Source organism: Colwellia sp. F1, from assembly GCF_056238625.1.
Window position 1 is genome coordinate 164,206 of sequence record NZ_JBWDLI010000002.1, and the last position, 15,600, is coordinate 179,805.

General features: G+C 39.5%; 11 protein-coding genes. 5 read left to right on the forward strand and 6 right to left on the reverse strand.

Annotated features, from left to right (window positions below):
• Window positions 1-61 precede the first annotated feature (61 nt).
• The 4 genes from AC0UA9_RS02490 to AC0UA9_RS02505 all read right to left on the reverse strand — a co-directional run bounded on the left by AC0UA9_RS02490 (window position 62) and on the right by AC0UA9_RS02505 (window position 5,507).
• Window positions 62-2,035, reverse strand: coding sequence for a glycoside hydrolase family 3 protein (locus AC0UA9_RS02490; protein WP_475656561.1), 1,974 nt, complete (start codon window positions 2,033-2,035; stop codon window positions 62-64).
• The gene (gene elbB / locus AC0UA9_RS02495; protein WP_475656564.1) at window positions 2,032-2,688 is read right to left on the reverse strand and encodes an isoprenoid biosynthesis glyoxalase ElbB; all 657 of its coding nucleotides are present in this window, start codon (window positions 2,686-2,688) and stop codon (window positions 2,032-2,034) included. The genes AC0UA9_RS02490 and elbB overlap by 4 nt, the downstream gene beginning before the upstream one ends.
• Before the next feature lie 65 nt (window positions 2,689-2,753).
• The gene (locus AC0UA9_RS02500; protein ID WP_475656566.1) at window positions 2,754-4,016 is read right to left on the reverse strand and encodes a multidrug effflux MFS transporter; all 1,263 of its coding nucleotides are present in this window, start codon (window positions 4,014-4,016) and stop codon (window positions 2,754-2,756) included.
• 36 nt (window positions 4,017-4,052) lie between these two features.
• The gene (locus tag AC0UA9_RS02505) at window positions 4,053-5,507 is read right to left on the reverse strand and encodes an aminotransferase-like domain-containing protein (protein WP_475656568.1); all 1,455 of its coding nucleotides are present in this window, start codon (window positions 5,505-5,507) and stop codon (window positions 4,053-4,055) included.
• 219 nt (window positions 5,508-5,726) lie between these two features.
• Between AC0UA9_RS02505 and AC0UA9_RS02510 the strand changes: the two genes are divergently transcribed.
• From AC0UA9_RS02510 to tyrS, 5 genes are all read left to right on the forward strand, one after another.
• A complete protein-coding gene (locus AC0UA9_RS02510; protein WP_475656572.1) occupies window positions 5,727-6,665 on the forward strand; it encodes a DMT family transporter in 939 nt (312 codons plus the stop codon).
• A gap of 235 nt (window positions 6,666-6,900) precedes the next feature.
• Window positions 6,901-7,869: a class 1 fructose-bisphosphatase gene (locus AC0UA9_RS02515; RefSeq protein ID WP_475656575.1), complete on the forward strand. Its 969-nt coding sequence runs from the start codon at window positions 6,901-6,903 to the stop codon at window positions 7,867-7,869.
• 212 nt (window positions 7,870-8,081) lie between these two features.
• Window positions 8,082-9,002: a manganese-dependent inorganic pyrophosphatase gene (locus AC0UA9_RS02520; protein ID WP_475656579.1), complete on the forward strand. Its 921-nt coding sequence runs from the start codon at window positions 8,082-8,084 to the stop codon at window positions 9,000-9,002.
• Window positions 9,003-9,262: 260 nt separating this feature from the next.
• Window positions 9,263-10,054 carry a LuxR C-terminal-related transcriptional regulator gene (locus tag AC0UA9_RS02525; protein ID WP_475656582.1) on the forward strand — a complete coding sequence of 264 codons (792 nt, stop codon included), beginning with the start codon at window positions 9,263-9,265 and terminating at the stop codon, window positions 10,052-10,054.
• A gap of 112 nt (window positions 10,055-10,166) precedes the next feature.
• Entirely contained in the window at window positions 10,167-11,429 is a 1,263-nt protein-coding gene (tyrS, locus tag AC0UA9_RS02530; RefSeq protein ID WP_475656586.1) for a tyrosine--tRNA ligase, read from the forward strand.
• Window positions 11,430-11,721: 292 nt separating this feature from the next.
• Here the strand turns inward: tyrS and fadA are convergent, their stop codons facing one another.
• Together fadA and fadB are read right to left on the reverse strand one after the other, a co-directional pair.
• Window positions 11,722-12,882, reverse strand: coding sequence for an acetyl-CoA C-acyltransferase FadA (fadA, locus tag AC0UA9_RS02535; protein WP_475656590.1), 1,161 nt, complete (start codon window positions 12,880-12,882; stop codon window positions 11,722-11,724).
• 15 nt (window positions 12,883-12,897) lie between these two features.
• A complete protein-coding gene (gene fadB / locus AC0UA9_RS02540) occupies window positions 12,898-15,069 on the reverse strand; it encodes a fatty acid oxidation complex subunit alpha FadB (protein WP_475656595.1) in 2,172 nt (723 codons plus the stop codon).
• Window positions 15,070-15,600: the final 531 nt, after the last annotated feature.

Here is a 15,600-nt window from a genome sequence, read left to right on the forward strand (position 1 = left end):
GGTATTTTTTGACTTTCTTACCCAGTATTTTACTGAGCTATTTACTGAGCTATTTACTGAGCTAAGGCAAACTAACGGGAAGTTTTCCTAAGGCTTTTTGTTGCCCAAAAATAATAGCAATACTCGCGCTATAGCCTGGGCTATGAGCTTCATCTGTACTTGTTTGGTAAATTCTATCGTCAAAGGTGACTAAAATATCATCAGCTAACCCTGTATATGGTTTTAATAAATAAGGAGAGCCTTTAGCAACTAAAACACTGGGTATTTTTTTCTGCTGCGCTTGCTGCAATTGATAAGTCAATAACTGCTCGTAACTTACCTTACCTTGTTCATTTGACGACAGGGTTTGTGTTAATACAGCTTCTACATCTTCTGCGCCGCCAATATCGACTGCGCTCGCAATTTTAGTATCAATGGTGCCAATAACCAGATCTGCCTTCGCTAATTTTTTACCGCTATAAAGTTGCAACTGCGCATCAGCTTCTGCTACCACAGTCGCACTGATTTGTGGGAGCGCTTTACCTACACTTTGGCAAAAAAGTAGAATGGCTTGTTTTAAAGCGCGAAACTCTTGCCAGTTCAAGACAAATAAATGAATACGAGTAACACGAGTAATGTTTACAGGTAATTTGCTGTGGTTATTGTTAAGTAACACCACGGCATTGGTTGCTAAATGTTGCTCGAGTAATAAGTGTTGCTTTTGTGCGACTTGTTGCGCTGCTAATACTATTTGCTCGTTGACCGCTGAGCTCGTTAACTTGATGTACTTCGCTTTATAACGATTTAATCGATCGTTAGATTGTGTGATTTCATCAATTGAAAATTGATCAGCGGCTTTATTGTGGTTACCTTCATTCGCTTTTTGTAATAAGGTTTGCGCCACGGCCTTAATAAAAAGATTGAATTTTTCAATGTCTTGCACTGTTCTGATTTTAAACGGCATAACGGCTAAATCAGCGCCGGCAATAAACGTTTCTGCTACCGCTGTTACGTTATTAAAATAATGCGAAATGCCGGCCATATCAAGGGCATCTGTTGCGATTATGCCGTTAAAGCCCATTTTATTTCTTAATAAATCCGTTAAAATTTTGCGCGACATGGTTGCTGGGCGTATTATTGGTTCACCGTTAATGCTCTCTATGGTTGAATCATCTAACGCTGGATACTGAATGTGCGCTGTCATTACCATAGCAGGCGAGCTGTGTGTAATTGCCCACTGAAATGGCGCAATGTCTTTTTTTTCTATGGTCGCTAAGTCATGTGCAACTAACGGTAGCCCTAGATGACTATCAACATGGGTATCACCATGCCCAGGAAAGTGTTTTAAGGTTGCCATAATGCCCTGCTGTTGGTAACCATTAACCGCTGCCACGCCTAATTTTGCTACACGCTGCGGGTCTTCACCAAAAGATCGAGTATTAATAACAGGGTTGTCAGCATTGGTGTTAACATCAATCACTGGTGCATAATTGTTATTGATACCTAACAGCTTTAATTCCTTAGCAATCACGGTACTTACATCAGTCGCAAACCTTACGCCATGTGCATCGTAAGTGGCACCTATCGCCATATTGCCAGCAAATGATGTTGCTTGCGGTAAACGAACTACCCTGCCGCCTTCTTGGTCAATCGAAATGATTAGCGGCTGCTCAGAGTAAGACTGCATTGCCGCGTTTTGTAAATCATGGGTTAGCTTAATGACTTGCTGAGTCGATACAAGGTTTTCGGCAAAAAGTACCACACTGCCAATGCCGGTGTTAGTAATCATTTGCGCTAATGCTTTAGGAAGCTTTGTTACAGGCTGCAAACAATGTCCAGTGCTAGCTGTTGGCGTTTCTTGGCAAAAATACCGAATATCAAGAGCCATTTTAGCGGCCACTTGTTTTTCAAAATCAGAAAAGTAAGGTGAAGACTCGGTGTTGTTGGTCATAGATGGCATCGATATTGTCGTCGTTGAGGCATAACAAGGTTGAAGTACGCAGTAATATAAAACAATTGCAAATAAAACTTTACCCATTGCAAAACTTTCACTCATTTAACAAGAGCCAATACATTGTGTACTAATTTGTTAATACCGAGTGCTGCCTCAGATATTGATGTAGCTAACATATAAGCGGGCGTAGTCACAAGCTTATGGCTTTGATCAATCACAATATCGTCCACGTTACAGTTATTATGAACTAGCCCTTTGGCACTAATTAATGCGGCAGTGCCTGCGTCGTTACCAATAGTGCCTTGTACACCTTGGGGGTAAATTAGTGGCAACATTGCCGGCGAAATACACATATACCCTGCAGGTTTATTTGCTTGAGAAAATTGCTGACAAGCCGCTAACACTTGCGCATTAACACTATAATTATCACTTTCAATGGCAAAGTTAGATAAGTTTTTAGCTACTCCAAAGCCACCAGGTACAATTAACGCATCAAAGTCTTGCTGTTGTAACTCACTTAGCTCCTCAACATCACCACGGACAATGCGGGCTGACTCTATTAAGACATTACGTGTTTCCTCTTCACTCACCTCACCAGTTAAGTGGTTAATCACATGATGCTGGGCAATATTAGGAGCAAAACAGCGGTAACTTGCGCCATTTTGCTCAAGTGCTAATAAGGTCAATACCACTTCCTGAATTTCACTACCATCATAAACACCACAACCACTTAATATTATTGCTACTTTTTTCATGAGTTATCCTTATTACTTTAGCGGTAAAGCCTATAATTACTTTATTTAAAGCGCGAATTTACAATTTAAGCTTGCTGCTGCCCGCGCGATTCATTTGCCTTGATCATTAATTGACATAATAGCACCACCAGTACAGAAGAAAACATTAATCCTGCAAAAGGCAAAGCACTGCCATTATAAAAATACGCCAAAATAGGCCCAGCCAGCGCGCCAACACCAAAACGTAAAGTACCAATTACCGCGGTTGCTGTACCTGATTGCTCGGGAAATTTAGTAAAGACTAGCGCATCTGAATTAACGGCGACCATGGAAATACTGCCCATTAAGGGCAATATTGCTAACACGGTATAAACAACTGGCATTGCTAATACATTTACAGCCACCAAGGCGGATGAAGCAAGTAAAGCAGCTGTTAGCCCATACCACAGCATTTTTCTTGAACCTTTTCGGCTAACTAAGCGTGTATTAATAAGGTGCGCTGTCATTAAACCAACCACATTAATGCCAAATAACACACTAAAACCAAACTCTGACACTTTATACACGGTTAAATAGACAAAGGGGATAGCGGTAATATAGGAAAAAAAGGCCAATGAAATCATCATTGAACTCGCTATATCAAGCCGAGCTTCACGGTTAGCGAAGACAATTTTATAACGGCCTAAAAAGTTAATGGCCTTATCAGCTTTTGGGTTATTTTCTCGATGCTTATCACGCACGGCATCAGGTAAGTACAATACAACTAATAGTAGTACAATGAAGCTATAAGCAGCTAAAACATAAAAGATTAACTGCCAACTGTGGGAGATTAATAACGCACTACCAATACTTGGCGCTATCATGGGGGCTACCATCATAATCATTGAAACATACGACAATCCTTTGGCTGTATCTTTTTGATAGTACTCACGAATTGCGCCTGGTACCACAACAGTGCCTGCACTACTGATAAAAGCTTGCAGAAAACGTAGTGTTAAAAACTGCTCTATAGTGGTGACAAAGGGTAATAATAAACTTGCCGCTAAAAAGCCACTTACACCGAATAGCACCATTTTTCTACGCGAGCTTTTATCGGCCATGGGGCCAAATAAAATTAAACCTAACGCATAACCTAACAAGTAAATACTCAATGAATTTTGTATCATAGGCATGTCGGTGCCTAAATGTTCGGCTAAAACAGGCATGGCGGGTAAATACATATCAATCGCTAAGGGCGACAATGCCATTAACGATGCTAACAGCGGTAAGAGCAATTTAAGCGATACGTGTTTTGCTTTTTCTGGTTTCATCATAGCAGACTCTTTTGCTGTTTTTTCGGCTGTGCTCATTGACGAGCTTTATGGCGTGGCTTGGTTGTACTGTTTTTATTTATTTTGCTTATAGGAATGTTCAAACACAAGCTTCCCTAATGTTTTTACTGCATCTTCTACTTGGCTATTCCATTGCACGCCAAAGCTAATACGCATATAGTTGGTATACTTTCCTGAAGGAGAAAATATGATGCCTGGTGCAAAGCTCACGCCCTGTTCCAGTGCTTGTTGAAAAAAGTCACTGGTACTCACATGTGACTGACACCGAACCCAGAGCACACTGCCGCCCTGTGGTTTAGAAATACAAACTTCACTTGGAAAGTGTTCAGCAATTAATGCTCGCATACGTTCACAGTTGTAAATTAACTTTTTCCGCAATACACATAAGTGGCGATCGTAGTCACCACTTTGTATATACTCATTAAGTGTCCACTGCTGCAACATCGGCGTTGAACATGACTGCGCTCGTTTAATCCGCTTAGCTTGCGCTTCATACTTACCAGGTAACAACCAACCGGTTCTGTACCCAGGGGCAGCAGTTTTAGAAAATGATGAACAGGTTATCACCAAATTTTTTTCTGAATACAGTTGTGCAGGCTTTGGCTTTTGCTCGGTAAAATACAGTTCACTGTATACTTCATCTTCAATTAAGGGGATGTTATGTTGCTCAAGTAAATTGATCATAGCCTGTCGCTGTTTATCTGTTTTCATTGAGCCTAAAGGGTTATTTATTGCCGTAGAGAACACACAAGCTTTAATAGGGTGTAAGCTTATGGCTTTAGTCAATTCGTCTAAACAAACACCGTCTTCCGTGCAGGTGTATACTTCTAATGCCTGCATGCCTAATGTTTCTATTAATTCAATAATACCAAAAAAACAGGGCGACTCTATAGCAATCACATCACCTCTTTGCGCGACACATTGCAGGGCAATAGATAAGGCTTCCTGCGCACCATTAGTCATGACAACGTCATCTGAATTAATCGCTACGCCTTGTTCTTGATACCGAAAAGCAAGCTGCATGCGCAATTTAGCATCCCCCGTTACTGGGCCATAACTCACGGCTTTTTCAGCCACTTTTGATAAAACTGAGCGCATTAACCTTGCCAAGGTTTTGTCTGGCGGGTTAGCCTGTACTGGGTTTGAAATCCCTAGTGCGATGGTGTCAGGCATATGTAATGCCGCATGGACTTGTTCGATCATATTACGACACAGTACAGTGACGGGTTCGCAATGAGCCCATTTTGTTGGCATGGGTTTTAATGTACGCGCTTGCGCTGCAGTTAAATAATAACCAGATTGTGGCCTAGCGCAAACGCGCCCTTGACGCTCTAACTCAATATAAGCTTGCTTTACCGTTGGTATGCTTATTTCAAATTGGCGGCTGAGTTTTCGTAAACTTGGTAACTTATCACCCGGTGCTAACGCCCCACTTTTTTGTTGATAACCAATAAAGTCGATGACTTGTTGATATAAAAAGGCGGATGAGGCTCTATTCAGTAATCGCATGCTACTCTCTTTACGGTGTTCTAGATAATAGGACTAGGGATTAAGTGCTAAACGCTCAAACTGTATAGGTTCCATTTTCGCTATTCTGTATATGTTATTAAAACAAAAAAACGTTACACTGTCATTAATAATCTGCTGTAGTCCTAACAACAAAATACACTTGTATTACTACCTTTACTTTGTTCATTATGACTATCAACCCCAAAAAGACACCAAAAAATGAATAATAGCTTACTCTACCTGCTCACTGTCCTTATTTGGGGCTCTACCTGGATTGCCATTAATTACCAATTAGGTGATGTTACACCAGAAGCATCGGTAAGCTATAGGTTTGCACTTTCTGCCTTAATTTTATTTTCTTTTGCTAAAATAAAACACCTACCGATGCGCTTTTCGTTAAAGCAACATGGCTTGTTTGCTGCTTTTGGCATTTGTTTATTTGGTTTAAATTATCTACTACTGTATAGCGCCCAGCAACATATTAACTCAGCCCTTGCTTGCATTGCCTTTTCTACTTTAATGTTAATGAACATTGTTAATGCTAGGGTATTTTTTAATACCAAAATCACTAAACAAGTCTACTTAGGCGGCTCTTTGGGTTTATTTGGTATAATGACACTCTTTTGGCCACAGTTAACTGATATTAATTTAGGTATGACAACCTTATTAGGTTTAGCCTTATGTTTAGTCGGCACTTTCTCCGCTTCACTTGGCAATATGTTATCCATTAAAAACCAAAAGAATAAGGTACCTATTGTGCAAGCGAATGCTTGGGGTATGTTATATGGTGCAATTTTTACCAGTTTAGCTGTTATAATTCAGGGCAAACAATTTACCTTTTCATTTGAGCCTGCTTATTTAACCTCGCTACTTTATTTGTCACTATTTGGCTCTGTTATCGCTTTTGGTTGTTATTTGAGTTTAATGACGCGTATCGGCCCACACAAAACTTCATACGCTAATATTATTTTTCCTGCGATTGCGGTGTTAATATCAACCGTGGTAGAAGGTTTTATTTGGAGTGGCTACACCGTGATTGGGCTCAGCTTTGTTTTACTGGGAAACTTGGTAGTGCTTACTAAAACAACAACATTTTCACGGTTTTTCCATTTAAAGCCCCTGAGAAAAGTTAATACTGATATTATCATAAACAAGTAATTAGGAGTAATAAAACAGTTTAGGCTTTAGAAAGCAAAGTGAAACTTGTTATAATAAAAGTGAAAGTAACATAAAAAACCATAAAGATTACTTTTTCAAACCATACACAGCTATTAACAAGACGCCCCCTCATTAATAGTCAGTAGTAAACTATTAGTTTTAAGTAAACTAACAATAATAAATAAACAGTGTGTTTACTTATAAAATATAAACTTTAACGTTATTAGGTAATACTATGCAAAGACTCGCACCTTCTCTACGCCAAGACAATGTTCCTTTAGATCTTATTTCTCTCATAAAAACTGTTCTAGCAGCAACGAAAGAAATTTCATTTCGTGTTAGCCAAGCTCACTTAAGTGGCTTAATGGGCTCAACATTAGATGAAAATATTCAAGGTGAAGTACAAAAAAAACTTGATGTGGTAGCCAATGAATTATTTAAAGATATTTTACTTGAATCAGGCTTTGTTAAAGCCATTTCGTCTGAAGAAGAAGATACGTCTGTCGCAGGCAACCCTGCAGGAAATTATATTGTTTCGTTTGACCCATTAGACGGTAGCTCCAACATTGACATTAACTCGCTGATAGGGACCATTTTCTCTATTCATGAAGCACCTAAGCACATGGATGCGGGTGATCCTGATATGTTCAAACAATCAGGTAATAAACAAGTTTGTGCCGGTTATGTTTTATATGGCCCAGCGACCATGCTCGTAATGACCACGGGTAGCGGCACACACTTTTATGTACTCGATAGAACACACGGTGGTTATCTTTTAGTTCAGCGTAATGTTCAAGTACCTGCCGACACACAAGAATTTGCAATTAACATGTCAAACCAACGGTTTTGGCAAACGCCAATGCAAAACTACATCAATGACTTAATTGCTGGTGATACTGGCCCACGCGGTAAAAACTTTAATATGCGCTGGATTGCTGCCATGGTAGGCGATATTCACCGTGTATTATGTCGTGGTGGTATTTTCACTTACCCTACCGACAACAAAAATGCTGAACAACCTAATAAATTACGTTTAATGTATGAAGCCAACCCAATGGCATTTTTACTTGAGCAAGCAGGTGGTTTAGCAGTAACAAGTAAAGAACGTATTATGGATATAGAGCCAACCAGCATTCATCAGCGCGTTGAAGTGATTATGGGCTCTAAAAATGAAGTAGAAGCCTGTTTACGTTACTATAAATAAAACAATAAACACTCTGCCACCTTGAAAGGTGAAACTCAACGAGCATTGAACAATTTATTCAAGCTAGGTGCTCGTTGCACAAGCGTTCTCTTGATGGCGTACGTTACTTATCAACTGCGCCAAACTTTGTGACAAAAAAGCGTTCAACTCTATCCTAGTCACATTTTTCTTGATAAAATGTCGCCCATCTTATTTTATGCTCGAGATTATTCATGCCAAACTATGCTGTTGGTCACAAAATTCCTGACTCAGACTCTATTTGTTCCGCTATTGCCCTATCGTACTTAAAAACGGCTTTAGGTGAAGAAACCGTTCCTGCCCGTTTAGGTGAACTGAACCCTGAAACTTTATTTATTTTAGATAAATTTGGTTTTGAACAACCAGAATTAAAATTAAGTTATGCTGGTGAAAGTCTTTATATTGTTGACCACTCTGAACGAACCCAAGGTCCTGATGATATTGATGAAGCGACGATATTAGGAATTATTGATCACCACAAACTCGGTGATATTACCACCTCTACTCCTCTAGAAATTTGGGTGAGGCCTGTAGGCTGTACAAATACAATCATTAAAATGATGTATGATTTTCATGATATCGACATTCCTAAAAATATTGCCGCCATCATGATGTGCGCAATTTTAAGCGATACAATTATTTTTAAATCTCCTACCTGCACAACCGCCGATAAAAAGTGTGTTGAAGCGTTAGCTGAAATTGCCGGCATTGATAACCCCATTGAACTGGGTATGGAGATGTTTAGAGTAAAATCAGCCGTTGCAGACACCCCCGTTAGAGACCTAGTGCTACAAGACTTTAAAGATTTTAATATGAACGGCAACCTTGTTGGCGTTGGCCAGTTAGAAGTGATTGATCTAGCTATTTTTGATGAACTAAAAGCTGATTTAATCACAGAAATTGCCAAACTTAAAGTTGAGGGTAAACGCCACACCGTGCTTTTGTTACTGACGGATATTATGAAAGAAGGCTCTGAGTTACTTGTTGCCACTGACCATGATAATTTAGCCTTAGATGCTTTTGGTAAAGCAAGCACTGACAACAAAGTATGGCTTGATGGCGTATTAAGCCGTAAAAAACAGGTAATACCACCATTAGAAGCTGTTTTTGCTTAATGTAAGCACAAACAATAAGCCTACTTTTTTATATGCTATTTTACCAATAAAAAAGTAGGCCTTGCTTAAGATGAATCAGAGCAAGGTAGCTAAGCCAGTTTGCTATCATTTTAACTAACTCTCTTCCTTTATTTTAACTGGCGTTGTACCCCTAGCAGTTACGTTACTCGCGTGTAATATATTAATTATATCCCTTTTTAATATTACCCAACATAGCGTTAATCACCCTTCATTAACATTCACTAAGACGCTAGACGACAATGAAAAATTTAAAAAATGAAGAGTATCAACTCATTGCAGAGTGTATCGCATCACTCAATACTATTAACTTTGCACAAAAGTTAGTGGCATTGATAGAAACACTCCTTGATTTTGACTGCCTTGTTATCTTAGGGTACAGAAAAAACAAACACCCTATTTATCTGTATGACTCGATTAAGACTCGCCGACAATTACTTTTTCAACGCTATTTAATGAATTCATTTCTTTATGATCCTTTTTACCTTGCTCTAACCCGACAGGGCATTGAAGGAGTGAGTAGCCTAAAAAATATAAGTGAAGGCACTCAAGAATATAAAAAATATCAACAGCAATTTTACAATGAAACAAACTGGCAAGATGAATTAGGAGTAACTATCCGTCTTGATGAAAGCCGTTGGGTTGTTATTTATTTAGGCTGCACGCAAGCCAATAAAAAATTTACGCAAGAACAGGAATACGCCTTAACAAGCCGCTATACGCTTATACAAGCACTGTGCCAACAACATTGGTCACAAGATATGTTTCTTTTAGCCAACGCAAAACAAAGCAATATAGGAGATATGGTTGAGCAGGCGCTAACTACCTTTGCTGAAGATATACTCACGGTAAGGGAAAAAGAAATCACTGTACTATTAGTCCAGGGGTTCGACTCTATTGATATTGCCTCGCATTTTAATATCAGTGTTGGTACCGTTAAAAATCACCGAAAACGTATTTACGCTCAACTTAATGTGTCTTCATTAAGTGCATTATTTCAACTTTTCTTAAACCATCTAATTGCCAGTCATTAATTTCCTCCTGTTATAGTGTATTAATTTACGCTTATATCCCTTTAGGGATATCGCCCAATCGTTAAACCTTCATTACTATTTACCTCTACTCACCAATTACTAGAGAAAAATAATGAATAACCAGCTTATTGCCGATATTACCGAACGCGGTTTAATTGCTCAAATCAGCCATCAAGAAGCAGTTCGCTCTTTATTAAATACACCACAAATCGTCTACTGTGGTTTTGACCCAACGGCTGGCAGTTTACATATTGGTCATCTTGTGCCACTGATAATGTTAAAAAGATTTCAAGATGCGGGCCATAAAAGTATCGCATTAATTGGGGGTGCAACGGGGTTAATTGGTGATCCAAGCTTTAAAGCCACAGAAAGATCATTAAACTCTGCAGACACAGTAACCACATGGGTTAATTCATTATCATCACAAATACAAGCGATCATGACCCCTCACTTAACCAAGCCACTCAGCATTAAAAATAATGCAGATTGGATCAACTCTCTTTCGATACTTGATTTTTTTCGCGATGTAGGCAAGCACTTTTCAATCAATGCGATGATCAATAAGGAGTCAGTGAAACAACGATTACAACGTCCCGAACAAGGACTTTCGTTTACTGAGTTTAGTTATTCATTATTACAGTCGTACGACTTTGCAAGGCTAAATAAAAAGTTAGGTTGTCGTTTGCAAATTGGTGGCAATGACCAATGGGGCAATATTGTCAGTGGTATAGACTTAACGCGTCGTTTAAACAAGACAACTGTATACGGTTTAACACTACCGCTGATAACTAAATCTGATGGAACCAAGTTTGGGAAAACAGAGAATGGCGCTATTTGGCTTGATCCTGATAAAACCTCCCCCTATAGTTTTTATCAATTCTGGTTAAACACCGATGACAGCGATGTTTACAACTTTCTACGTTTTTATACTTTTTTATCAAACAGCGAAATAAAAAGCATTGAGTTGGCTGATCTGAAAAGTAAAGGGAAACCCCAAGCACAAAGAATATTGGCTGAAAAATTAACACTTTTCGTCCACGGCGAGGAAAAGTTAACCAGCGCTAAACGTATTAGCCAATCACTTTTTAGTGGTGCGGTGCAACAATTAACCTTATCTGAACTGACTCAACTTGAGCTTGATGGCTTAAGGGTTACCACTGTAGGGCAGACTGTTGATTTAATTGAAGTGTTAATCGCATCAAAATTAGCAAGCTCAAAACGCATTGCAAGAGAGTTAGTTCACAATAAGGCGATTAAAGTCAATGGCGAGCTAATCACTGAAGATAACATGCAATTAGGCTTTCCATTATTTGATCGTTTTTGGATTATTCAACGCGGTAAGAAAAAATTTACCCTACTTAAAAAAATAAGTTAACTCGTTACTTTTAACAAACGTACGTAGTTTGGCCACAACCCGTTTCTCGTTATTAACGTGTCAAAGAAAAAAACCAGCAGATTGCTGGTTTTTTCTTTTTAATATTAAGTAAAAGGGAGCTACCCTGCCGATGAAAACTTTACTAACAAGACGAATGCACGGAGTTGACTTTAGTCAATACTCCGTACATCCTATACTACGCCTTTCAGGCCATCCTTCGGATGTTCAAATTATTTCCCGAAGAATTTGTGAGTACTTTCAACGATGTTAATAAAGATTTTCAGCAAAAAGATTAAGCTCGCTCGAAGACTGTTGCTATCCCTTGGCCTAACCCAATACACATGGTGGCTAAACCTAAGTTAACATCTTGACCTTCCATTAAGTTAATTAGCGTTCCTGAAATACGAGAGCCGGAACAACCTAATGGGTGACCTAGGGCAATAGCACCACCATTTAAGTTAATTTGATCCATTCTATCTTCAACTTTTAATGCCCTAACACATGAAAGTGCTTGGGCAGCAAAGGCTTCATTAAATTCAAATAACTCAATATCTTCAATGGATAAACCTGCACGTTTTAACGCTTTATTCGTTGCAGGTACAGGCCCATATCCCATAGTAGCAGGGTCACAACCCGCCACGCCCATACCGCGTATTTTAACCCGGGGGGTTAAACCCAACGCTTTGGCTTTAGCTGCTGACATAACTAACATTGCTGATGCACCGTCAGAAAGCGCAGAAGAAGTACCTGCCGTTACTGTACCGTTGACTGGATCGAACACAGGACGTAACGCAGATAAGCTTTCTGCCGTGGTTTCTGGGCGAATAACTTCATCGTGTTCCACCACTGTTAGCGCACCGTTAGCGTCATGGCCTTGTGTAGCCACAATTTCATTGCTCCAACGACCCGCAAGGGTTGCTTCATGTGCTTTTTGATGTGAGCGTGCGCCAAATGCATCTTGCATTTCTCGGGTAATACCGTGCTGTTTACCAAGTAACTCAGCCGTTAAGCCCATATTGCCAGAAGCTAAAGCGATATGCTTATTCAAGGCAGGGTCAAAATCAACATCGTACATCATCGGGACATGCCCCATGTGCTCAACGCCACCTATCAAAAACACATCACCTTGGCCACACATAATACTAGTACTCGCTTGGTGTAATGCTTCCATTGACGAACCACATAAGCGGTTGATAGTAACGCCACCAATTGATTTAGGTAAACCGGCAAGTAACGACGCATTTCGGGCAATATTAAAGCCCTGCTCTTTCGTTTGTTTGACACAACCCCAAATAACATCTTCAATTTCTTCTGGGTTTAAGGCTGGATTACGTTTTAAAATTTCTGTCATCAAATGTGCTGACAAGGTTTCAGCACGTACATTACGAAAAACACCCGCCTTTGAGCGGCCCATGGGAGTTCGTATGCAGTCTACTATTACAACTTCGTTCATTTTATTCTCCTTGGGTTAAGCGTTGGTTTTAACGTCTGTTGTGAAATATGATTTACCTGATTTTGCCATAGCACGTAAGCCATCGGTTACTTGGTATATTTCGCCTAAGTGCGCATACTTGTCAGCCATGGCAATAAAGTTATCTAAACCTAATGTTTCTAAATAACGAATTGCGCCACCTCTAAATGGTGGGAAACCAACCCCGTAAATTAAGCCCATATCAGCTTCAGCAGCGGTATCAACAACGCCTTCTTCTAAACAGCGTATCACTTCATTCACCATTGGAATCATTAAACGTGCAATGATTTCTTCACTGCTAAACTCTTTTTTATCAGCACAATGTTGTCCTAATAATTCATAAGCAACGGGTGCTGGTACTTTCATCGGACGACCACGTTTATCTTTCATATGATCATAAAAGCCCTTACCATTTTTCTGGCCAAAACGTTCATTAGCATACAAAGTACTTACTGGATCATTGGCAATTTTTTTCATGCGAGTTGGGAAGCCAGCTGACATTACGCCTGTACAATGATCTGCTGTATCAACACCAACCACATCAAGTAAATAAGCAGGCCCCATTGGCCAGCCAAATTGTTTTTCCATCACTTTATCAATCGTGGTAAAGTCTGCGCCTTCAAGTACCAATTGACTAAAGCCGGCAAAATATGGAAATAAAACACGGTTAACATAAAAACCAGGACAATCATTAACAACAATAGGTGATTTACCCATTTTTGCCGCATAAGCAACAACCGCTGCCACAGTATCGTCTGAGGTGTCTTTACCACGAATAACTTCTACTAATGGCATTTTATTCACTGGGTTAAAAAAGTGCATACCACAAAAATTTTCTGGCCGTTTTACGCTTTGTGCTAATAAATCAATAGAGATAGTTGATGTGTTAGAAGTTAAAATTGCTTCTTCATTGATCACCCCTTCAACTTCTGCTAACACTACCCCTTTAACTTTAGGGTTTTCGACTACAGCTTCAACAACAATATCGACACCTTTAACGCTGTCATAACTCAATGATGGAGTAATATTATTAAGTACGCCTGCCATTTGTTTAGCATTCATACGACCACGTTCAACTTGTTTAGTTAAAATACCTGTTGCTGTTTTTAAGCCTAAGTCTAATGCTTGATCATTAATATCTTTCATAATGATCGGCGTGCCTTTATAAGCAGACTGATAAGCGATACCACCGCCCATAATACCAGCACCTAACACTGCTGCTTTATTGACTGTTTTAGTTGCTTGTTTAGCCGCCTGCTTCGCTTTGCCTTTAATCACTTGGTCTGCCATAAACAAACCTATTTGGGCTGTAGCCTCGTCAGTTTTTGCCAATTTAGCAAAACCCGCGTTTTCTGCCGCCATTGCGCCAGCACGATCTAAACCTGCTGCTGCAGTTAACGTTTTGATCATTACCATAGGTGCAGGGTAATGTTTGCCTGCTTTTGCCGCTATCATACCCGTACAGGTAGTCGACGACATGATTAATTCTGTTTGAGATAAGGTTAATGGCGCTAATTTAGGTTGGCGTTTTGCGCGCCAATCGAGTGTTCCGTCAATTGCCAATTTCAGCATACTGATCGCTGCTGAACGTAAGTTTTCAGGGGCAACCACCGCATCTATAAGCCCTTGCGCTTGTGCTGCAGCAGGTTTAAAGGTTTTGCCTGTTGACATCCACGTCGCTGCGTTATCAAAACCAATAATACGCGGTAACCTTACTGTACCACCAAAACCAGGCATTAAGCCTAATTTCACTTCAGGTAAGCCAACACTCGCATTAGTATCGGCAACACGGTAATCACATACCAAGGTCATTTCACAACCACCGCCTAATGCCACACCGTTTATTGCCGCAAGAGTGGGTAATTGAATATCTTCAAATGAATCAAAAACATCCGTTGCCCCCTTAGCCCAAGAGACTAATTGGTCTTCTGGTTGTTTAAATGACCCTAAAAATTCAGTAATGTCAGCGCCAACAATAAATGTTGATTTGCCTGAGGTAACCATAACGCCTTTCGCTTCATTGCATTGATTAATTGCAGCGATTACTGCTTTATATTCTTCAAAGGTTGCTTGGTCAAACTTGTTCACTGAGCCTTGAGCGTCGAACTTAAGCTCTACAATGCCGTCTTCGAGTAATTGAGCAGAAAGGCTTTTGCCTTGATATATCATACGTGATCTCCTTCACCTAAAAGTGGTGTTGATGTTTTGATGATTATTGGTATGTAACTTTGTTTTTAACTTGGTTTTTTCACTTAACTAGTGACTGCGTTAATGAGTCATGCCGTGCTAAAAATGTAAAGTCAACTAATAATAGCTGACTGAGTGTGCCTTGAAAGGAAATGAATAGCAAATTTATTTAAACACTTGTTTTAATCACTTGTATTAATTATCTTACAGTTAAGGTGAATAACGGCTTAAAGTTAAGTTATAAATAATATCTGCCTATACAAGGAAGCACGCAGTCAGTACTGTTTTATGTACAAAACGCTCATCGTTTACTTACTTATAAAAATATTATTATATTTGCCCATAGCAAAGCTCACCTGCATTGTTGAAGTGCGGCGTATTTATATCATTTTTTCACGGGTATATTGTTACAAGCTTTGCTCTGTAACGCAGCTTAATAGTGAGCTCACATATAAAGGAGATAAGGGCTTGCTAAGATGGAGATAATAAATTAGGTATAGCAAAGCAAATACC